This window comes from Frigoribacterium sp. Leaf186, from assembly GCF_001423905.1.
Classification (GTDB): Bacteria; Actinomycetota; Actinomycetes; order Actinomycetales; family Microbacteriaceae; genus Frigoribacterium.
This window is the reverse complement of the sequence record NZ_LMPQ01000010.1, coordinates 414,018-434,141: the sequence shown is the minus strand read 5'-3', so window position 1 is coordinate 434,141 and position 20,124 is coordinate 414,018. Positions and strand designations below refer to the sequence as shown.

Here is a 20,124-nt window from a genome sequence, read left to right as displayed (position 1 = left end):
GGCTCGCAAGTGACCCCAGCCTAGCGGCTGGGGCCCGAAAACGCGACGGGTGTGGTCTGCACGGGTGTGCAGTGCGCGTCACGCCGGTGTTGCGGACGAGCCGAGGAGGCGCGTGTCGCGCCCTCAGGACGCCTCAGCGACTCGGCGCCGCGCCACGCCTCAGGGCCGAGGGTGGGCTGTGTCCGACACCGCGCCTCCCGGCGTCCGTCATCTAGGAGAACAGGCCGCGGATCATCTCGACGTGGTGACGTGGCGTCGTCGTGCGCCTCAGTGCGCGCGCCCGTACCGTTCGCCGACGGGGATCTCGACCGCGACCGTGTTGCCCGGCTGCGCGAGCGGGCACGCCCAGGCCGGGTCGTAGGCGCAGCTCGGGTTGTAGGCGAAATTGAAGTCGAGCACGATCGTGCCGGGCTCGCCGCCGGCACCGAGGTCGGCGCCCTTGACCGAGTCGATCAGGTACCGTCCGCCGCCGTAGGTGCCGCCGGGCTTGCCGGCCAGGGCGTCCTTGACCGGGATGAACAGGCCCCCCGCGTACTGCGCCAGCTTCCACACGTCGAGGCTGCCGACGCCGGGCACGTCGACGACGCCGACCAGGTCGAAGAGCACGTCGCCGTCGGTGCCGGTCTCGACGACCATCCGGCGCGGCTCGGCGGGCTCGACCGCGACCTCGAAGCGCCAGGCCGGGTCGTAGGGCTTCGTCGGCAGGCCGGTGAAGTCGGGGCGGTCCTCGGGCAGCAGCGGGGTCGACGGGTGCGTCGAGAACAGCTCGTCACGGGTGCGCCGCCACAGGTCGTGCGCCGCCGCCAGGTCGGTCGCCTCGCGCACGTCGCGGTAGAGCCCGTGGATCGTCCGGCGCCACGACGCGATGTCGAGGGCGCCCTGGGCGGGCGTCGATGCGGGCGCCGGCGCGGTGGTCTCGGCCGAGGTGTCGGCGGCGGTGTCTGCGGAGGTTTCGGCGGGAGACGAGGAGGCGCTGGTCGGGTCGGTCACCCCTGCCACCGTACGCAGGCGGTCACCGCCGCGCCCGTGGCTCCCTCACAGGTCGTGCACCCGTCCACACCCCACCCTCACGGCCCCGGGCACGGGCGACCCGTGGCTACGCTCGCCCCATGACGACCGACACCACGACCACCGATCCCACCGTCACCCCGGCAGACCTGGTGCAGCTGCACCGCGCGATCGAGGTCGCGCAGGATGCCCGCGACCACGGCAACCACCCGTTCGGCTCGCTGCTGCTCACGGCTCGCGGCGACGTCGTCGAGGCCGAGAACACCGTCGTCACCGAGGGCGACCCGACCGGCCATGCCGAGACGAACCTCGTCCGGCTCGTGGCGCAGCGGTTCGACAAACCGACGCTCAAGGCCGCGACGCTCTACACGAGCACCGAGCCGTGCGCGATGTGCGCCGGCGCGATCCACTGGGCCGGCATCGGCCGGGTCGTCTACGCGCTCGCCGAGCAGCAGTTGCTCGGCATGGTGACCGAGCAAGAAGGCGAGTCGACCCTCGACCTGCCCTGCCGCGAGGTCTTCGCGCGAGGCGGAGGCGCGGTGTCGGTGTCGGGCCCTGCCCTGTTCGACGAGGCGTCCGCCGTGCACGCCGGCTTCTGGGGCTGACGCCGGCCGTCATGCGGGCGACCCTGCCGTCCGGCGCGGACCCCCTGCCTAGGCGGATCGTCGGACGCCGCTCGAGGGGGTCGGTGCCGACCGATGGTCAGGCGTGCTTGGGGTGGGTCGAGGCGCCGCGCCAGGTGGGGGCGAGGGCCTTCATGCGCAGGGCCCGCCACTGCCAGGTCGCCCAGAGCCCGGGCCAGAGCAAGACGCCCAGCGGACCGGCGTGGAACTCGAGGCGGTCGCGCAGCAGCGTGTGCCCCGCGCCGTCCGGCACGACGGCCATCCGGTGGTTGATGCGCATGCGGGCGAACTGGCCGCTCGTCCCGCGTCCCGTGTCGCGCTGGATCCACGCCCCGTCGCGTTCGTGCCAGTCGAGGTCGACGTGCGTGCTGCCGAGCGGCAGGACGCCGAGGATGCTCGCCGACACCGGGTGCGCCTCCTCGGTCCAGCGGTCGGGGAAGCCCGACGGCGACTCGGACCGGTAGACCACGAGCGGCTTCGTCACCGCGACCATCACGCGGGGGTCGCGCAGGGCGTCGGTCGCGACGTCGACGGAACAGGCGAGGCGGAGCTTGAGCTGCACGTGCATGCACCGATCCAACTCCCGCCGCCTGATCGCGGCCGTCGGCCCGGTCCGGGCTGCTCTGCAGGAGGGCAGGAGGGCAGGAGGGCAGGAGGCGCGGTGCCGGTCGAGGGCACCGACCTCCGTCACGGCGCGTCACGCACGGGCGACGCCCCGCAGCGGCTGCCTAGGCTGGTCCGATGAGTTCGCACGGCCAGCAGAAGTACCAGGTGAGGTTCGACCAGGGGGTGGCCGGAGCGGCCCGCGTCGCACCCGGGGCCCACGTCGTCGTCGTGGTCGACGTGCTCGACGGCCACGGCACGCTGAGTCGTGACGAGACCGTGCGGGCGGTCGCCGAGCTCACCGACGTCGCTCGCGACGCCGACCTGCTGCTCGTCACCGGGGCGGACTCGGCGGCCGACGTCGCCCGGCACGTGGTCGAGCGCCAGGCCCGCCGAGGCGACCGGGCCCTCGTCGCGATCGTCGCCGCCGGCGCGGTCGAGCCCGACGGGTTCCGGCCCGCCGTCGAGGACCAGCTCGCCGCCGGCACGGTGGTCGACGCGCTCGCCGCGGTCGGCATCGACTTCTCGTCACCCGAGGCGGCTGCCGCGTGCGCCGCCGCCGTGGCGTTGCGGCGGGCCTCGTCGCACCTGCTGACGGCGTCGGCCTCGGCGGCCGAGCTGGTGGCGACCGACCGGGGCGACGTGGTCGACGCGGCCCGCGCCTCCTCGTCCGATGGCGGCGTCGCAGTGGTCTTCCGGGCAGGCTCCGTCGAGGAATCAACCCTGCCGGCGTAGCGTTGCAGCGAGAGCGACCTGACGTCGCCCCGACCCGCAGGAGGAACCATGAAGGCAGTGCTCACCGACGGAACCGTCGTCGCCGAGGCCTCGAAAGACGAGCTGATCTCGATCGAGGGCAACTGGTACTTCCCTCCCGCGAGCGTCCACACCGAACTGCTCACCGAGAGCCCGACCCAGTACCACTGCCCGTGGAAGGGCGACACCCAGTACTTCAGCGTGAAGTCGGGCGACGACGTGCTGCAGGACCGCGCCTGGAGCTACCCCACGCCCATCCCGACCTCGTTCGAGCGCGTGGGCAAGGACTACTCGGGCTACGTCGCCTTCTGGAAGGACGTCTCGGTCGTCGACTGACGCCGGACGCCGGACGCNNCCGCCACGAACTGAACACCCCGCCACGAGATCTCGTGGCGGGGTGTTCAGTTCGTGGCGGCGTAGCGCAGTGGGGCAGGGCAGGGCGGGCAGGGTCGGGCCAGCCGGTGTCGGCGCCGACCGTCGCGGCCGACGCCGCCTCAGCCGCGGGCGGCCCGTGCCCGGTGCGCCCGCACCTTCGCCCGGTTGCCGCACCGCTGCATCGAGCACCAGCGGCGGCTGCCCGCCCGCGACTCGTCGAAGAACACGAGCCCGCACGCCTCGTTCGAGCACCGACGGAGGCGCGAGTCCGGTCCGCCGCCGAAGCCGACGGTCGTGAAGAGGGTCACCGCGTCGCGCGCCACCGACGCCATCGCCTGCCCGAGCCGCAGGCGCCCGGCGCCGGCCTGGCGGCGGCCGCCCTCGAGCGAAGGAGGCACATCCGGCAGCGCGGCGAACAGGTTGAGCGTGTCGACGTCGTCCGGGTCGGTCGAGGTGCCGTCGGCCGCGGCCACGGCGAGCCGGGCGATCGCGTCGCGCAGGCCCCGGGCGTCGGCGAGCTCGCGGTCGCCGGCCGAACCGGCGATGCCGTCGAAGCGTTCGCGCGTCCAGTCGTCGAGGTCGGCCGGCAGCAGCAGGCCGTCCCACGGCGTCGACCCGTCGGCGGGCAGGTCGAGGCCCGACTCCGGGCCGAAGCGCGACCCGGCCCGGAACCCGCCGAGGTACGCGAAGTCGAGGCTGAGCGCCCCCGAGTCGAAGAACCACCGGGTGTCGGTGTCGGATCTGAGCCACTGTCCGGTCTGCACCTGACCACCCTAAGCGGTTACGCGCCTCCTGCGTACCGACTCCCCGTCGCACGGCACGAGTACGGGCAGAGCACGGACACGGCACGGCACGGCACGGCCGCCGCGGCGCGGCCCGGCCCGCCACGGCCCGGCACGGCCCACCCCGGGAGGCGCGGCGTCAGACCTCGCGCTTCGTCCAGGTGATCAGGTGCGCGGGGTCGTACCGCCGCGAGCAGCGGCCGCAGGCGAGCGGCCGGGCCGGCTGGCGGTACCGGTAGTGCTCGTGCCCGGCGGGGCAGACGCCGACCCAGGGGGCGAGTTCGCTGGCGATGGCTCCGTCGTGCAGGCGCGAGCCGACGTAGCCGAGGTCGGTCGCCACGGCCTTCCACCTCGGGCCGTGGCCGGCACGCGACCCGGCGAGGGCGTGGGCGACCTCGTGCAGCAGCACCTGGTGGATCTCGTCGTCGTCGTAGCGGCCCGCGAGGTGTCGCGAGACCGTGATGCGCTTGGTCGTGTAGTTGCACAGGCCCGCGCGGGTCTTCGCGTTGTCGAAGCCGAAGCTCCACACGGAGGGGTCGAGGTGCAGGTCGATGAGCGCGGCGGCCCAGCGCCGCACCCGGTCGAGGTCGGCCACGTCGGGGTCAGGAGGCGCGGGTCAGCGACGCGGGAACGGCCAGGTGGTGGGCTCGTCGTCGCGCGGGAGGCCGTCGACCACGCCGGTCACGCCGGTTCCCCCGGTGCGGGGTCGGTCGCCGGCCGGCCGCCCGTCGCCGTCGGTGGGACGCGGGGCGGCACGGCGCTCGGCGTCGAACTCGTCGGAGTCGCGGTCGCGGTGGCCGGCGGCGCGCTCGGCGAGGTGGCTGATCTTGCCCCAGAGCCCCCCGTCTCGCGGAGCCGCGGGAGCCGTCGCCGCGACCTTCTCGGCCCGGGCGGCGGCGGCCTCGGCGACGGGCGACGCGGCGGCCTCGTCGGGCATCGACTCGGGGTCGAAGCTGATCGCGGCCGTGCGGGCGGCGTCCATGGGCGGACGGGCCGGCACCGCGCCTCCGTCGTCGACGGGGGTGGGGGTGGAGGCGGAGGCGGAGGCGAAGTCCGAGTCCGAGTCGGCGCTTGACTCCGACGACGCAGAGGACGCCTGGGCCGGGGCCGACGACCCTCCGTAGAGCCCGGCGATGCCGTCGAAGCGGGGGACCTGCACGCGCCCCTGGGCGGCGTTCGCCCGGGGAGCGGGAGCGGGGGCAGCCGGCGAGGCGGGGGCGAGCGGCTGGACCGGCACCGGGTTGGTGTCGCCCGCGGCCGGGGCCTCGAGGCGGGGCTGGGGGCCGGTGTCGCTGAGGTAGGCGCGCATGACGCCCTCGATCGCGACCCGCAGGCCGTTGGTGCGGTCGCGCGGAGCGCCGGAGGCCTCGTACGCCTCGAGCGCCTTCGCGAGCGTCTCGCGGGCTTCTTCGTTGCGGCCGAGGTCGTAGAGCGTGTAGCCCTCGAGCTCGGCGGCGGCCGCCTCGAGCTCGCGCCACTCTTCGGTGGCGGACGTGATGCGGCTGGTGTGCAGGTCGTTCAGGGCCCGGTCGAGCTTGCCCTGCTCACGGAAGATGTGGGCCCGGCGGATGCGGGCGGCCGTCGAGTCGGCGCGGTCGCCGGTGAAATGTGCCAGGCGGAAGGCCTCTTCGGCGATCGCCAGGGCCTCGTCGAGTCGACCGAGCAGGCGCAGCAGGTCGGCCCGCTCGCCGAGGGCGTCCGTGCTGCGGCTCTGGCCCAGGGCGGCGAGCCGGGCCTCGGCGGCCGGCACGTCGACGGCCGTGCGCAGGCTGATCGGGTCGAATCCGCCGGCGCCCCCGATGCCCCGGACGACGGGCGCGGCGAGACCCGGCGGCACGGTCTGGGGGCGGGCGCTGCCGGGTGCTGTCGTGTCGGGTCGGTCGTGCTGGCTCATCGAGTACGAGGGTAACCGCCCGGCCCCCGAACAGGCCGCGCGGCGCGCAGCGTGTGGGGGAGTGTCGGGGCCGGTCTGCGGAAGCCGACCCGCGCCTCCTCGGGGCGCGTGTCGGACGCGACCCGCGCCTCCTCGGGTCGGAGGGGCCGCTACGGGAGCGGGGTGAGCGGGACGCTGACGATGCGGTCGTCGCCTGCGGCCGGGGCTCCGCGCCCGTCGGTGTTGTTCGTGACGAGCCAGAGGGTGCCGTCGGGCCCGGGCAGGACGTCGCGGATGCGGCCGAGCGAGGCCGAGCCGGTGAACATCTCGACCGGCTGCGCCTCGGAGCCGGGGGCGGCCTGGATCTCGAACAGCTTCTCGCCGCCGAGCCCGGCCAGGTAGAGCGTGGTGCCGACGGCGGTCAGCCCGCTCGGGCTCGCCTCGTCGGTCGACCACTGCAGCACGGGGTTCGAGAAGCCGTCGACCTCGCCCCGGCCCTCGACCTCTGGCCAGCCGTAGTTCGCACCGGGCTCGAGGGCGTTCAGCTCGTCGTAGGTGTTCTGGCCGAACTCGGCGGCCCAGGCCGCGCCGGTGGCGTCCCAGGCGATGCCCTGCGGGTTGCGGTGACCGAGCGTGTAGACGAGCGACCCGGCGGACGGGTTGTCGTCGGGGACTCCGCCGACCGGCGTCGCCCTCAGGATCTTGCCACCGAGCGAGCCCGGGTCCTGGGCGTTCGGTCGCTGGTTCGCGTCGCCCGTCGTCACGTAGAGCAGGCCGTCGGGGCCGAAGGCGATGCGGCCGCCGTCGTGGTTGCTTGCCTTGGGAATGCCCGTGATCACGGCCTCTTGTTCGCCGAGGCCGTACGAGCCGACCTCGCCCGTGATCGGCGCCCGCACCACGCGGTTGTCGTCCGACGTCGTGGCGTAGGCGTAGAGGTACGACGGCGACCCGGCCAGGACGGCGAGGCCGAGCAGCCCGCCCTCGCCCTCGTGGACGACGCCGTCGATCGTGCCGGCCTCGCGCGTGCCGCCGTCGGCGAGCAGCTCGAGCACCGTGCCGGTGTCGCGCAGGCTGACGAACGACGACCCGGTGTCGAGTCGCACGACCGACCAGGGGGCGGCCAGGTCGGTGGCGACGTCCGTCGGCTCGGCGTCGGCCGCGACGGTGACGCCGGACGTGTCGGTGGTCGGCGCGACCGGGCCGGGGCCCGCGACGGCGGTCGGGTCGGTCGGGGTCTCAGACGCCGGGCGGGTGGCGGCCTGGCCGCCCGAGCCGGGGGTGTCGGCCCCCGCGGTGCAGCCGACGAGCAGGACGGCGGTGACCGCCGCCATCGTGCCGACGGCGAGCCGGTGCCGTGTGGTGCGGGGTGTCGTGACCATGATCGCGCCTCCTGCGGTCAAGGCAAGCGGACGGCCGACGCGACCGCACCCGTCGTCACCACACCGTGACCGGCTTCGCAGCCGGTGCCCAGCCCGGCGACCGAGAGGCGCGCCCCTACGCGCGCGGGCTCAGCTCGGCGCGCAGCGGCCAGTCCTGGCCCTCGAGGATCAGCTGGGCACCGGCACCGGTCCGCACGTTGACGACGATCGGCGCCAGCAGGTTCACCGTCATGCCGGTCGCCGCGGGGGTCGCGACGACGAGCAGCAGGGCCTCGGCGGCGTCCTGCAGGTCGAGCGACAGCGTCTGCTCGTCGCTGACGACGGGCGAGTAGTCGGGCAGGTGGACGGCCGCGTCGAGCACGAACAGCCGGACGTCCGAGTCGGCGGCGCGCAGGGCGTAGAGGCCGTCGGCCCCCTCGATGCGTTCGAGCGAGAAGTCGACGAGCGGCTCGAGCCCGAACGGAGGCGCGACGAACGAGACGACGGAGCCCACGACGGTGCGGGCGGCCTGGGCGCTCATCGGAGGAAGTCCATCAGCGTCGGCTGCAGCACCTTCGCCGTGACGGCGAGGGCGGCCTGGTACGACGTGTTCTGCATCTGCAGGTCGAGCACGGCCTGGCCGAGGTCGAGGTCCATGATGCCGGCGCGCTGCGCCTCGAGTGTGGTCTTGGTGTCCAAGAGGGTGTCCTCGGCTCTCAGGATCTGGGACTGTCGTGCCCCGATGTCGGACTGTACGCCGCGCACGGCGGTGAGTCGGGCGTCGACCTCGGTGAGCCGTGCACCGACGTTGACCCCGCCCCGCAGGTCGGCGGTGAGGCGGTCGAGCATGCTGAACACCGAGTCGGCGCCCGTGCCGAACGCGGCGGCGCCGTCGGCGTCGACCCGGACGCTCGTCTCGGTGCCGATCTGGCGCGTGACGGACGACCCGGGGGTGCCCGTGTAGCTGAAGTCGGGGCGGAAGGCGACGCCCGCGTCCGAGGTGCCGGCGAAGACGCTGCGGCCGGCGTACGACGTGTTCGCGACGGCGAGCAGGTCGGCCTTCAGGCCGTCGATCTCGGTGGCGATGGCGTCGAGGGCGGTCTGCGACAGGCTGCCGGTGTTGGCACCCTGCACGGTGAGGTCGCGCACCTTCTTCAGCACGTCGTCGGTCGACGACAGGGCCGCGTCGGCGAGCGAGAGCCAGCCGTCGCCGTCGCCGACGTTGCGCGAGAACTGGGCGTTCGCGGCCTGCTCGGCCTTGACCCGCAGCGCGGCGGCGGTGCCCGCCGGGTCGTCCGACGGCTTGGCGATCTTCTCGAGCGACGAGGCGCGCTGCTGCGCCTGGTCGACCCGGTACGAGCTGGTCTGCAGGTTGCGCTGCGCGGTGAGCATCGCCATCTGGTTCGTGGTGCGGGTGATCATCGGTTACCTCCCGACCCGTCCCATGCCGTTGATCAACGTGTCGAGCATCTCGTCGATCGCGGTCATGACGCGGGCCGCGCCCTGGTAGGCGTGCTGATAGGTGAGCAGGTTGACGTTCTCCTCGTCGAGGCTGACCCCGGCGGTCGAGAGCTGACGGCCCTTGGCCGACGTGGCGGCGAGGTCGGTCAGCGTCGCCCGGTCGGCCTCGGTCTTCGCCGTGGCGCCGATCGTGCTGACGGTCGAGCCCCAGGTGCGGTCGGGCGAGCCGGTCGACAGGCCGATCTGGCCGATCGCCCGGGCGACCGAGCCGTCGAGGGCGCCACCCGTGCCGTTGCCCGACGCGATCGTCGAGGCGCCGGTCGGCAGCACGGTCAGGCCGCGGGCGGCGGGCACCCCGGCGGTGAAGGCGAAGAAGTCGTGCCCCGTCGTGCCGTCGGCCGTCGTGCCGGTCGAGTGCACGGCGTTGACCTGGGCGGCGAGCTGGGTGGCGAGGGCGTCGTAGCTCGCGGCGGCCTCGGCGAGCACGCCGCCCGAGCCGCCGGGCCCCGCCGGTGCGAGCACCGACAGCGAGCCGGCGATGCTGCCGCCGTCGAGCGGGACGGCGTCGCCGGGGCGGTGGGTCCACTCGAGCGAGACCCCCGAGGAGGCGCTGGCCAGGGTGTAGTCGCCGGTCACGCGCACCTGCCGGGCCGAGTCGCCCGACACCAGGGCGTTGCCGCCCACGACGACGTCGACCGTGCCGTCCGCGTTGTCGCGCACCGTGCCGCCGGCGAGCGTGGCGATCTTCTCGGTGAGCACCGAGCGGGCGTCGACCAGCTCGTTCGTGCTGACGCCCTGCTGCTGGGCGGTGCGGATGCGCACGTTGAGGTCGGCGACCTGCGTCGCCGCGTCGTTGAGCTGCGAGGCGAGGCCGTCGAGCTGCTGGCGCTGGGCGGTCCACTGGTCGTCGACGGCCTTGTAGCCGGCCGAGATCGTCTGGGCGATGGTGTTCGCCTGGCCGAGCAGCACGGCGGCGGGAGCCGCGGCGGCCGGGTCGTTCGAGACGTCCTGCCAGGCCGACCAGAACCGGGTCAGCTGGGTGGCGAGGCCGGTGGTGCTCGGCTCGTTCAGCGAGGCCTCGAGCGCGGAGGTGACCGAGGCGCGGACGCCCTGGTAGCCCGCGGCCCCGGCGGCGCCGCGCACCTGGGCGTCGGCGAACCGGTCACCGATGCGGGCGATGCCGTCGATCGAGACGCCCTGGCCGGGCTGGACGCCCGTCGAGAACAGCCCCACCCGCGCCGCGGCCTCGATCGAGGACTGCGTGATGCGCTGCCGCGTGTAGCCGTCGGTGTTGACGTTGGCGATGTTCTGCCCGACCACGTCGAGGCCGGTGCGGGCGGCCGTCAGCCCGCGGTACGCGGTGTTGAGCCCGCCGAAGGTGCTGCCCACGTCAGAGCCGCCCGTCGAACAGGTGACCGCCGGAGGCGCTGGCCGAGTCCGCGTGGCCGGTCCGGCCGCTCGCGTCGTACGTCGCGGCCGCGGTGCCGTTCTGGGCCGTCGCCAGGGTCTCCTGGGTGGCCCGGGCCGCGGCCCGGAGGAAGCGCTCGTTCTCGTCGCGCAGCTGCGCGATGCGGCCGGTCAGCTCGGTCATGGCGCGCAGGTGGGCGGTGAAGATCTCGCCCCACGGTCCGGCCGGCGCCGCCGAGATGATCTCGCGGAGCGGCGCCTCCTCGTCGGTTCCCCACTCGCGGGCGACCGACGACACCTCGACGCTGCGCTCGAGACCCGCCGAGCGCAGGCGACCGAGCACCTGCTCGACCTCGCGGGTCGCGTGGTCGACCCAGCGGCTGCGGCCCGCGGTGAGCAGCAGCTGCTCCTCCTCGAGCTTGAAGGTCAGCAGCTCGAGCAGCTCGCGCTCTCGCCAGAGCAGCGCGGAGAGTTCGTTCGCGCCCATGGGGGCCTCCTCGGTCGGGACATCGGGTGGTCTGTGTACGGCAAGTCGTCGGCGAGGAGTGCCTGACGTCCTCTGCACCGGTCACTATCGGCGGAGGCGCGGCGGGCGTTAGCGGCCGCCGCGAGCGCCCTCGCGGTGCCGCCTAGCCTCAAAGCACCGCTCGAAGGAAGGGGCGTTCCGACCCAGTACGGGGGTGGGGGCACGGGGTGTGTCCCCCGAAGGGATGACGGCCGTTCCCCCGCACTGGGGGCAGCTCCGGCCTGCCGCTGCCCCCCTGCTCCTCGATAGCGTTGCAGAGCAGCGACGGGCCCCGACGGTCGGTCGCCGCAGCACCACCCGCGGTCCCGCCGTCCTCTACTCACGGCGACCCGCGCCTCCTCGGCGAACCCTGTCGACGTGCCCTGATCAGAGGGCTCTTCGTCGCGCCCGGAGTCACGATCACCGGACCCGAGAGGTCCCCTTCGCACTGGGAGTCGCGATGAACCGCACCGAACGAAACGCCATGGTGGTGGAGAACCTGCCGCTGGTGGGCTACCTCGTCTCCGAGGTGTGCGCCCGCGCCACCCACCTGTCGCGTGACGACCTCGCGTCGGTCGGTGCCGTCGCCCTCGTCCAGGCCGCGGACGCCTTCGACCCCACCCTGGGCATCCCGTTCGGCGCCTACGCCCGCACCCGCATCGTCGGCGCCTTCGCCGACGACATGCGCTCGGGCGACTGGGCCAGCCGCGGCACGCGCAAGCGCATCAAGGAGACCCTCGCCGTGCAGGAGGCGCTGACCGCCTCGCTCGGTCGCACGCCCAGCGTCGACGAGGTCGCCGGCGCCCTCGGCGTCGACCGTCAGACCGCGGCGAACGCCCTGACCGACGCGGCCCGCACCGTCTCGGCACTCGACGACGCCGTCGCCGACCACCTCGCGGCCGACATCCCCCTGCCCGAGGAGAACCTGCTCGTCTCGGAGCGCAGCCGCTACGTGGCCGCCGCCGTCGAGGCCCTGCCCGAACGCATGCGCCTCATCGTCGAGGGCGTCTACTTCGGTGACCGGACCGTCACCGAGATCGCCGACGAGCTGGGCATCACCCACTCGGCCGTCTCGCAGCAGCGCACCGAGGCCGTCCGCCTGCTGCGCGACGCCCTCGAGGCGCACTACGCCGACGACCCCGACGTCGAGTTCGCGCCGGTCTCGAAGACCGCCCCGGCCCGTCGCAGCGCCTACCTGTCTCGCGTCGCGACCAACGCCGCCGTCGGCATCGCCCGGGCCATGCGCGAGCCCGAGGCGACCGCCGTCGCCACCGCGGTCTGAGATCGCCGAAAAAACTTCTGCGGCTGACTAACAGCCGCGGTCGACCGGCCGACAGTAGCCGGTGTCAGCCCACGGACGGGCTGACGAACACCACCCAGTCACGGAGGAGAACACCATGGGTATGCAGATCAACACCAACCTCGCGGCCAACAACACCTACCGCAACCTCAACGCCACGCAAAACGACCTGTCGAAGAGCCTCGAGAAGCTCTCCAGCGGTCTTCGCATCAACCGTGCCGCTGACGACGCAGCAGGTCTCGCGATCTCCGAGGGCCTGCGCTCGCAGGTCGGCGGACTCACGGTGGCCGCACGCAACGCCCAGGACGGCATCTCGGTCGTCCAGACCGCGGAAGGCGGACTGACGGAGGTCCACTCGATCCTCCAGCGTGTGCGTGACCTCGCCGTTCAGTCGGGCAACGACTCGAACAATGCGGACGCTCGCACGGCGATCCAGACCGAGGTCACGGCCCTCGGCGACGAACTGACCCGCATCTCGGGTTCGACGAACTTCAACGGCATCAAGCTGCTCGACAGCGATGCCGACCTGACGTTCCAGGTCGGCGCCGGCTCCACCGCCGCCAACGACCAGATCACGGTCAGCCTGACGAACATCGCGACGGTCGCCACGGCGATCAAGGGCCTGACCTTCGACTCGTCGGCCAACGCCCTCACCTCGATCGCCGCCATCGACACCCAGATCAAGAACGTGTCGACGGCCCGTTCCGAGCTGGGTGCCGTCCAGAACCGCTTCGAGCACTCCATCGCGTCGACCAACGTCGCGAAGGAGAACCTCACGGCGGCCCAGTCGCGCATCCGCGACGTGGACATGGCCGAAGAGATGGTCAAGTACACCCGCTCGAACGTGCTCAGCCAGGCCGGCACCGCGATGCTGGCCCAGGCGAACCAGAGCACCCAGGGCGTGCTGTCGCTGCTGCGCTAGTCGTCGCCGCGTGACGGCCCGTGCTCCCAGCACGGGCCCGACCCTCCGCCTCGCCGCGGTCCGAGACCGGGTGGTGTCGACGGTGCAGCTGATCCTGCGCCGTCGGGCCACCCGGTCTCAGCACTACCCCCCCCACTTCGATCTTCCCCACGGTCCGACCCCGGACGCCCACCCCCCTCGACAGGAGCACCAGATGGCCTCGCTCGGCATCGACGGTCTCGTCAGCGGGCTCGACACGACGACGCTCATCAACACGCTGATGCAGTCGGAGGCCGTGCCCCAGACCATCCTGAAGAACAAGGCCACCGCCGGTCAGACGCTCGTCGCGGCCCTGCAGGGGCTCAACACCCGGATCGCCGACCTGGCGACGCTCGCGACCTCGACCGCGAAGGCCGGCTCGCTGTCGCTCTTCACCCCCACCAGCAGCTCGACGGCCGTCACCGCCAAGACGTCCGCGGGGGCCGTCTCGGGTTCGATCGACCTCGTGGTCGGCGCCACCGCGTCGTCGAAGACGGCGGTCACCGCCGCGATGACGGCCTGGCCCGACTCGCCCCCGACCCTCACCTTCGTCTCCGCCGCGGGCGTGAAGACCGAGGTGACCGCCGCCTCCTCGTCCCTCGACGACGTCGTCAAGGCCGTCAACGCCTCGGGCGCCGGCGTCTCGGCCGTCAAGGTGGCCTCGGGCAAGGACGCCTCGGGGGCCGTGCAGTACCGCCTGCAGCTCTCGAGCACGACGAGCGGGGCCGCCGGCGGCTTCGACGTCCACCGCGGCACGGCCGCCGAGGTCGACGCCGGCACCGCTCCCGACCTGATCGCGCAGCCGGGCGCCGCCGTCATCTCGCAGGCACGCGACGCCTCGATCACCCTCTGGGCCGGCACCGCCGCCGAGCAGGTCGTCACCAGCGGCAGCAACACCTTCACCGACGTGATCCCCGGCGTCTCGGTCACCGTCTCGGCCGCGTCGACCGAGCCCGTGCACCTCTCGATCGCCCGCGACGCGACCGCCGCGACGAAGGTCGCCACCGACCTGGTCGCCGGCGTCAACGCCGCGCTCGGCCTGATCAGCACGCGGAGCGCGGCGACCACCTCGACCAACGCCTCGGGCGTGACCACCGTGACCGCCGGCGTCTTCGGCGGCAACTCGACCACGCGCGGCATCACGCAGCGGCTGACCGACGCCGTGCTCAGCCCGGTCGACGGGCAGTCGCCGAGCACCGTCGGCATCTCGATCGACGCGAAGACCGGGCAGTTCGCGGTCGACGCCACCAAGTTCGCCGCCGCCCTCGCCGCCGACCCCGCGAAGGTGCAGGCGACGATGAGCGCGATCGCCGCCCGGGTCGCCTCGACCTCGACGGCCGTGTCGGACAAGTTCGACGGGTCGCTGACGAGGGTCATCACGGGTCAGCAGTCGGTGGTGCGCGACCTGAACGACCGCGTGAGCGTCTGGGACGACCGGCTGGCTGCCCGGCGGGCGGGCCTGCAGAAGACCTACTCGGCGCTCGAGACGTCGCTCAGCGCGTTGACCGCCCAGCAGAAGTACATCACCAGCCAGCTCGCCACCCTCTCGACGAGCAGCAGCTGATGGACGCCACCTCGTTCGCCGCCTTCGCCGCGGCCTCGGCGGGCCCCTCGGCCGTCGTCCAGAAGCAACGCGCCCGGTACACGAGCGACGCCGTGCTCTCGGCCACGCCCGTGCAGCTCGTCACGATGCTCTACGACCGGCTCATGCTCGACCTGGCCCGCGCCGAGACCGCGCAGGTCGCCGCGGACTGGGGCACCGCCTCCGAGCAGCTGCTGCACGCCCAGGCGATCATCGCCGAGCTGTCGTCGTCGCTCCGGATCGACGTATGGGACGGCGGCGAAGGCCTGCTCGCCCTGTACACGTACACGTCCACCGCCCTCGTGAACGCCAACGTCCACCGCGACGTGGCGCAGACCCGCGAGGTCGCGGGGCTGCTCGAGCCGCTGCGCCAGGCCTGGCACGAGGCCGCGGCCTCGCTGCAGGCCGGCGCGGCGACGACCACGCCCGGGGGCTTCGGTGTCGCCTAGGGGCGAGCAGACGCACGCCGCGTGGCGTGCGGCCCTCGACGAGCTGGAGGCGCTGGTCGCCGAGGCGGACGTCCCCGGTCTCGAGGGCGACGGCGGCCCGACGGCTCTGATCGCGTCGCCGCGACGCTGGACGCCCCCGACCGGGCTGGGTCCGCTGCCGCACGAGCTCGCGAGCCGCGCCTCCTCGTTGGCGGAGCGCCAGCGCGGCGTGCTCGACCGCCTCGAGGCCGCCCGCACCGCCGTGCTGCAGCACCTCGGCGCCGTGCGCTCGGTCGAGGCCTCGCACGAGCCGTCGCGCCCCGTCTACCTCGACGCCACCGGCTGAGGCCGAGCGCGGGTCGACCCGGGCTGGCTAGGCCCGGCTCGGCCCGGCTCGGCCCGGCTCGGAGCCTCAGCCGAAGGGGATCACCCCGACGAGCACGGCCACGACGAGCATCACGACCGAGACGACGGCCGCTCGCCAGAGCACCTTCTTGTGGTGGTCGCCGAGGTTGACGTTGGCCAGGCTGACGAGCAGCAGGATCGCCGGCACGAGCGGGCTCTGCAGGTGCACGGGCTGACCGATCACCGAGGCGCGGGCCATCTCGACCGGGTCGATGCCGAACGCCGACGCGCTCTGGGCGAGCACGGGCAGGATGCCGAAGTAGAAGGCGTCGTTGCTCATGAAGAAGGTGAGCGGCAGGCTGAGCAGCCCGGTGATCACGGCCAGGTACGGGCCCATCTCGTTCGGGATCACCTGCACGAGCCACTGCGCCATCGCGTCGACCATGCCCGTGCCGTTGAGCACGCCGATCAGCACGCCGGCGGCGAAGACCATCGAGACGACGCCGACGATGCTCGGCGCGTGGGCCACGATCTCGGCCGACTGCTGCTTGACCTTCGGGAAGTTGATCAGCAGGGCGACCGCGACGCCGACCATGAACACGTAGGCGAGCGGGAAGAGGTCGAGCACCAGCAGCACCATCACGACGACGGTCAGCGCGAAGTTGAACCAGATCAGCTTCGGTCGCAGCGTTTCGCGCGTCGGGTCGAGCATGGTGTCGGCCATCGTGCCGGCCATCGGGGTGCCGTTCTCGCTGCCGGCGGTGCCGGGGTTGTCGATCGCGCGCTCGCCGGGGGCGTCGGCACGGCTGCCGTCGGCGCGACCGCCGCGGAGGCCGAGCGCGACCGTGGGGCTGGTGAACATCGAGACGCCGACGCCCGCCTTGCCCGGGCCACCGCCGCGGGCGGCCGTGGCCAGCTCGCGCGACAGGGGCGACATCTTCTCGGCCGCCGCGGCGAGCACCGAGCCGCCGAGCTCGACGGTGCCGAGGCGGCGACGTTCGCGCAGGCCCATCAGCCAGGCGAAGGCGAACACGATCACGAGGCCGACGATCAGCGACGGCACGAGCGGCACGAAGATGTCGGACGGCGCGACGTTCAGTGCAGCCGCGGCGCGGACGGTCGGCCCACCCCACGGCACGATGTTGAGCGTGCCGTTCGCCAGGCCGGCGACGCAGGTCAGCACGACCGGGCTCATGCCGAGCTTGAGGTAGATCGGCAGCATGGCGGCGGTGGTCACGATGAAGGTGGTCGACCCGTCGCCGTCGAGCGAGACCGCACCGGCCAGCAGGGCCGTGCCGAGCACGATCTTCGCGGGGTCGTTGCCCGTGACGCGCAGGATGAACCGCACCAGCGGGTCGAAGAGGCCGACGTCGATCATCAGGCCGAAGTACATGATCGCGAACATCAGCAACGCCGCGGTCGGGGCCAGGTCGCCGATCGCCTCGATCACCATGTCGCCGATGCCGAGACCGGCCCCCGCGAACAGGCCGAAGATGGTCGGCACCATGATCAGGGCGAGCATCGGCGACAGCCGCTTGGTCATGATCAGCACCATGAAGGTGGCGATCATCAGATAGCCGAGGATGACGAGCATCAGGACTCCTTCGTCCAGTTCGTGTGTCCGGGCACGCTAGCGGCGGCCGGGCAGCCCCGTCGCGCTTGTGCGCATTGGCCGACTATCGCGCGTTCGGGGCGTTCTGCGCGTTCTGCTCAGGTGACGACGGGTGCGCGGGCGTGGGCGGCGTCGCGTCGAACGGAGTCCACTGGACGAGGCCGCACCCGGCGGCCCACACGAGTGGAGGAGAACCCCATGGGTCTGATGGACAGCGCCAAGGACGCACTGAACAGCGACAAGGGCGAGAAGCTCAGCGACGCCGGCATCGAGAAGGCCGAGCAGGCGGCCTCGTCGAAGACGGGCGGAAAGTTCGACGAGAAGATCGAGAAGGCCGGAGAGACCGCCGACGGCAAGGTCGGCGACGGTCACTGACCTCGGTCGGCGGCCGTCGACCGAGGTCGGCGACCGCTGACGTCGCCGTCGCGCCCGGTACCCTGGCGGGCGTGACCGACGACAGCTCACCCCGGAGTCGCCGCACCCCGGTGCGCCGTCGAGCGGGTGTGCGACGCGACGGGGCCCGGGTGCCGACGCCGCACCTCCGGAAGCGCCGTTTCGCCACCGAGGTGCTGCTGCTGCAGCTCGCCGTCGTCACCGCCATCGTGCTGCTGACCAGCGCCGTGTTCGCGGCCATCGCCGTGCAGCGGCTCGCCCGCGAGGCCGAGGCGACGGCGCTCGCGGTGGCGCAGAGCGTCGCCAGCGACGCGGACGTCCGCGAGCAGGTCGCGCGGCTGAGCGTCGACGGCACCGAGATCGACCAGGAGGCGCTGGCACAGGGAGCCCTGCAGCGCACCGCGGTCGCCGCCCAGCAGCGCACCGGGGCGCTCTTCGTCGTCGTGACCGACGACCGCGGGGTGCGGCTGGCGCACCCGGACCCCTCGCGCATCGGCGAGCGCGTCAGCACCAGCCCCGACGCCGCCCTGCGGGGCGAGGAGGTCGTCGCCTGGGAGCGCGGCACGCTCGGCGACTCGGCCCGGGCGAAGGTGCCGGTGTACGCGCCCGGGGCCTCGGTCGGAGGCGCGTCGGACGTCGTCGGCGAGGTCAGCGTCGGCTACGCGCCGGCCCGGGTCTACGACACCCTCGTGCGGGACGCCCTGCCCGTCGTCGGGGTCGCCGTGCTCGCCCTCGCGCTCGGCGTCGTCGCGTCGGTGCTCATCCGCCGGCGACTCGACCGGGCGACCCTCGGGCTGCAACCCGAAGAGCTGTCGACCCTGGTGCAGAACCAGCAGGCCGTGCTCGGCGGGGTCGGCGAGGGGGTGCTCGCGGTCTCGGGCGACGGGGTGGTGACCGTGTGCAACGACCAGGCGGCCCGGCTGCTCGGGCTCGACCCGACGGCCGTCGTGGGGCGCCCGCTCGCCGGGCTCGACCTGCCGGAGGTGCTCGTCGGGATGCTCGGCCCGGGCAGCGCCGGCGTGCCTCCCGGCTCGCGGGCGCGGCCCGACGATGCGAACACGACGCCGACCGACACCACCCTCGTGGTCGACCACCACGTGCTGCTGGTCGACGTGCGCCCGGTCTCGCGCGACGGGGTCGACCTCGGTCGGGTCGCCGTGGTGCGCGACCGCACGGCCGTCGAGGCGCTCACCCGTCGGCTCGACGCGGTGGGGGCGATGACGACGGCCCTCCGTGCGCAGCGGCACGAGTTCGCCAACCGGCTGCACGCCCTGTCGGGCATGCTCGAGCTCGGTCGCGCCGAGCAGGCCCGCGCCTACCTCGCCGACGTGCTCGACCACGGGCCGCTGCGCTACCCGGTCGCCCACGCCGACCGGCTGACCGAGCCGTACCTGCAGGCGTTCCTCGGGGCGAAGGGCGTCGAGGCCGCGGAGCGCGGGGTGCTGTTGAAGCTCGGGCCCGAGACCCTCGTCACGGGGTCGGTCGTCGAACCCGGCGACGTGACGACGGTGCTCGGCAACCTGGTCGACAACGCCGTGCGGGCCGCGGTCGCCGGCCGCGTCACCCCGGCCTGGATCGAGGTCGAGGTGCTCGACGACGGCACCGACCTGCACCTGTCGGTGATGGACTCGGGCGACGGTGTGGTCGATGCGGGGCTGTTGTTCGACCGCCTGCCGCACGACCCCGGCGGCGAGCCCGGCAGCGGGCCCGGAAGCGGGCCCGGCGGCGACGCCGACCCCACGCGCGTGCACGGTCTGGGCTTCGGGCTGCCGCTGTCGCGCGACATCGCCCGGCGGAGGGGCGGCGACGTCTGGCTCGGCTCGCCGGGCGGCGACGAGCACGGTGCGGTCTTCTGCGCGAGGCTCGTGGGCGCGGTCTCGAGCGAGGCGGTGGTGACGGGCGGGTCCGAGCCGGCCCGCGCCTCCTCGTCCACCGACGCGCCGACCGCCCGGCCCACCGTCGGCAGCACGCCCGGCATCCCCGGCCGCGGCAGCACCCCCGGCAGCCCCGACACCCCCGGCGCCCCAGAGAGGACCACCCCGTGACGACCGAACTCACCGTGCTCGTGGTCGACGACGACTTCTACGTCGCCGACCTGCACCGCCGCCAGGTCGAGCAGCTGCCCGGCCTTCGGGCGCTGCCCGCGGTCGGGACGGTCGCCGAGGTGCGCCGCGTCCTCGCCGAACGACCCGTCGACCTGCTGTTGCTCGACGTGCACCTGCCCGACGGCAGCGGGCTCGACCTGCTGCGCGAGGTCGACGTCGACGCGTTCGTGCTCAGCGCCGCGTCGGACGCGGCGACGGTGCGGCGCGCCCTGCGACGAGGAGCATTGGGCTACCTGATCAAGCCGTTCGCGTCGGGCACGCTCGTCGACCGGCTGCGCGCCTACCAGCGGTACCGCAACGTGCTCGACGAACGGACGACCGTGGACCAGGAGGCGCTCGAGCGGGCCCTGCGCATCCTCCATTCCGGCGACGCGGCGAAGGCGGCCTCGCCGTCTCGGTCGGCGACCGAGCAGGCGGTGCTCGAGCAGTTCGGTGCGGACGGGGGTGCCGGGGACGCCGGAGGCGGGGGCGACGTCGGTCCGCTCGAGCTCTCGGCGGCCGACGTCGCCGCCCGGGTCGGGGTCTCGCGCGCCACGGCCCAGCGCTACCTCGCGGCGCTCGCGGCCGACGGCCTCGTCACGATGAAGCTCAGCTACGGCACCACCGGCCGCCCCGAGCACCGCTACTCGCGCCCCTGACGCGACCCGCGCCTCCTGCCGGTCGCCCCGCCG

The 20,124-nt window shown here is 73.6% G+C and carries 22 protein-coding genes; 11 read left to right on the top strand and 11 right to left on the bottom strand.

Annotation, left to right across the window (positions count from 1 at the left end; translation table 11 throughout):
- Positions 1-267 precede the first annotated feature (267 nt).
- Entirely contained in the window at positions 268-867 is a 600-nt protein-coding gene (locus ASG05_RS08780) for a DUF1684 domain-containing protein (RefSeq protein ID WP_056260768.1), read from the bottom strand.
- Between the two features lie 242 nt (positions 868-1,109).
- On the opposite strand from ASG05_RS08780, the gene ASG05_RS08775 reads away from it, so the two are divergent.
- Positions 1,110-1,613 (top strand): nucleoside deaminase, encoded by a 504-nt coding sequence (locus ASG05_RS08775; protein ID WP_056259843.1) that lies wholly within the window; start codon positions 1,110-1,112, stop codon positions 1,611-1,613.
- Between the two features lie 97 nt (positions 1,614-1,710).
- Here ASG05_RS08775 and ASG05_RS08770 read toward each other — a convergent pair whose 3' ends face one another.
- Positions 1,711-2,199: a hypothetical protein gene (locus ASG05_RS08770; protein WP_056259839.1), complete on the bottom strand. Its 489-nt coding sequence runs from the start codon at positions 2,197-2,199 to the stop codon at positions 1,711-1,713.
- A gap of 173 nt (positions 2,200-2,372) precedes the next feature.
- On the opposite strand from ASG05_RS08770, the gene ASG05_RS08765 reads away from it, so the two are divergent.
- On the top strand, positions 2,373-2,969 hold the full coding sequence (locus tag ASG05_RS08765) for a hypothetical protein (RefSeq protein WP_082486571.1): 597 nt from the start codon (positions 2,373-2,375) through the stop codon (positions 2,967-2,969).
- Between the two features lie 48 nt (positions 2,970-3,017).
- Positions 3,018-3,323, top strand: a complete 306-nt coding sequence (locus ASG05_RS08760; RefSeq protein WP_056259838.1) for a DUF427 domain-containing protein — start codon at positions 3,018-3,020, stop codon at positions 3,321-3,323.
- A 158-nt stretch (positions 3,324-3,481) separates the two neighbouring features.
- Here ASG05_RS08760 and ASG05_RS08755 read toward each other — a convergent pair whose 3' ends face one another.
- The 8 genes from ASG05_RS08755 to ASG05_RS08720 form a co-directional block, all read right to left on the bottom strand.
- On the bottom strand, positions 3,482-4,126 hold the full coding sequence (locus ASG05_RS08755; protein ID WP_056259835.1) for a CGNR zinc finger domain-containing protein: 645 nt from the start codon (positions 4,124-4,126) through the stop codon (positions 3,482-3,484).
- Positions 4,127-4,283: 157 nt separating this feature from the next.
- The gene (locus ASG05_RS08750; RefSeq protein ID WP_056259833.1) at positions 4,284-4,739 is read right to left on the bottom strand and encodes a SprT-like domain-containing protein; all 456 of its coding nucleotides are present in this window, start codon (positions 4,737-4,739) and stop codon (positions 4,284-4,286) included.
- 21 nt (positions 4,740-4,760) lie between these two features.
- Entirely contained in the window at positions 4,761-6,038 is a 1,278-nt protein-coding gene (locus ASG05_RS08745; protein WP_056259831.1) for a hypothetical protein, read from the bottom strand.
- 149 nt (positions 6,039-6,187) lie between these two features.
- The gene (locus ASG05_RS08740) at positions 6,188-7,396 is read right to left on the bottom strand and encodes a sorbosone dehydrogenase family protein (protein ID WP_056259829.1); all 1,209 of its coding nucleotides are present in this window, start codon (positions 7,394-7,396) and stop codon (positions 6,188-6,190) included.
- Positions 7,397-7,511: 115 nt separating this feature from the next.
- Positions 7,512-7,916 (bottom strand): flagellar assembly protein FliW, encoded by a 405-nt coding sequence (locus ASG05_RS08735; RefSeq protein ID WP_056259828.1) that lies wholly within the window; start codon positions 7,914-7,916, stop codon positions 7,512-7,514.
- The gene (gene flgL / locus ASG05_RS08730; RefSeq protein ID WP_056259825.1) at positions 7,913-8,797 is read right to left on the bottom strand and encodes a flagellar hook-associated protein FlgL; all 885 of its coding nucleotides are present in this window, start codon (positions 8,795-8,797) and stop codon (positions 7,913-7,915) included. Before flgL ends, ASG05_RS08735 begins: the two co-directional genes overlap by 4 nt.
- 3 nt (positions 8,798-8,800) lie before the next feature.
- Complete coding sequence (gene flgK / locus ASG05_RS08725) at positions 8,801-10,225, bottom strand: flagellar hook-associated protein FlgK (RefSeq protein WP_056259823.1); 1,425 nt, start codon at positions 10,223-10,225, stop codon at positions 8,801-8,803.
- A 1-nt stretch (position 10,226) separates the two neighbouring features.
- Positions 10,227-10,730, bottom strand: coding sequence for a flagellar protein FlgN (locus ASG05_RS08720; protein ID WP_056259821.1), 504 nt, complete (start codon positions 10,728-10,730; stop codon positions 10,227-10,229).
- A 478-nt stretch (positions 10,731-11,208) separates the two neighbouring features.
- Here ASG05_RS08720 and ASG05_RS08715 point away from each other — a divergent pair, with 478 nt between their 5' ends.
- The 5 genes from ASG05_RS08715 to ASG05_RS08695 all read left to right on the top strand — a co-directional run bounded on the left by ASG05_RS08715 (position 11,209) and on the right by ASG05_RS08695 (position 15,344).
- Complete coding sequence (locus tag ASG05_RS08715; RefSeq protein WP_056259819.1) at positions 11,209-12,030, top strand: sigma-70 family RNA polymerase sigma factor; 822 nt, start codon at positions 11,209-11,211, stop codon at positions 12,028-12,030.
- Positions 12,031-12,145: 115 nt separating this feature from the next.
- Positions 12,146-12,970 (top strand): flagellin, encoded by an 825-nt coding sequence (locus ASG05_RS08710; RefSeq protein WP_056259816.1) that lies wholly within the window; start codon positions 12,146-12,148, stop codon positions 12,968-12,970.
- 193 nt (positions 12,971-13,163) lie between these two features.
- Complete coding sequence (gene fliD / locus ASG05_RS08705; RefSeq protein ID WP_056260767.1) at positions 13,164-14,552, top strand: flagellar filament capping protein FliD; 1,389 nt, start codon at positions 13,164-13,166, stop codon at positions 14,550-14,552.
- Complete coding sequence (fliS, locus tag ASG05_RS08700; protein ID WP_082486569.1) at positions 14,552-15,019, top strand: flagellar export chaperone FliS; 468 nt, start codon at positions 14,552-14,554, stop codon at positions 15,017-15,019. Before fliD ends, fliS begins: the two co-directional genes overlap by 1 nt.
- Positions 15,009-15,344 (top strand): hypothetical protein, encoded by a 336-nt coding sequence (locus ASG05_RS08695; RefSeq protein WP_056259814.1) that lies wholly within the window; start codon positions 15,009-15,011, stop codon positions 15,342-15,344. Before fliS ends, ASG05_RS08695 begins: the two co-directional genes overlap by 11 nt.
- Positions 15,345-15,410: 66 nt before the next feature.
- Here the strand turns inward: ASG05_RS08695 and ASG05_RS08690 are convergent, their stop codons facing one another.
- Positions 15,411-16,937, bottom strand: a complete 1,527-nt coding sequence (locus tag ASG05_RS08690; protein ID WP_056259812.1) for a CitMHS family transporter — start codon at positions 16,935-16,937, stop codon at positions 15,411-15,413.
- 216 nt (positions 16,938-17,153) lie between these two features.
- Between ASG05_RS08690 and ASG05_RS15860 the strand changes: the two genes are divergently transcribed.
- The 3 genes from ASG05_RS15860 (at position 17,154) to ASG05_RS08680 (ending at position 20,091) form a co-directional block, all read left to right on the top strand.
- On the top strand, positions 17,154-17,330 hold the full coding sequence (locus ASG05_RS15860; RefSeq protein WP_082486568.1) for an antitoxin: 177 nt from the start codon (positions 17,154-17,156) through the stop codon (positions 17,328-17,330).
- A gap of 71 nt (positions 17,331-17,401) precedes the next feature.
- On the top strand, positions 17,402-19,393 hold the full coding sequence (locus tag ASG05_RS08685; RefSeq protein WP_235491444.1) for a sensor histidine kinase: 1,992 nt from the start codon (positions 17,402-17,404) through the stop codon (positions 19,391-19,393).
- A complete protein-coding gene (locus tag ASG05_RS08680) occupies positions 19,390-20,091 on the top strand; it encodes a response regulator (RefSeq protein WP_056259810.1) in 702 nt (233 codons plus the stop codon). Before ASG05_RS08685 ends, ASG05_RS08680 begins: the two co-directional genes overlap by 4 nt.
- Positions 20,092-20,124: the final 33 nt, after the last annotated feature.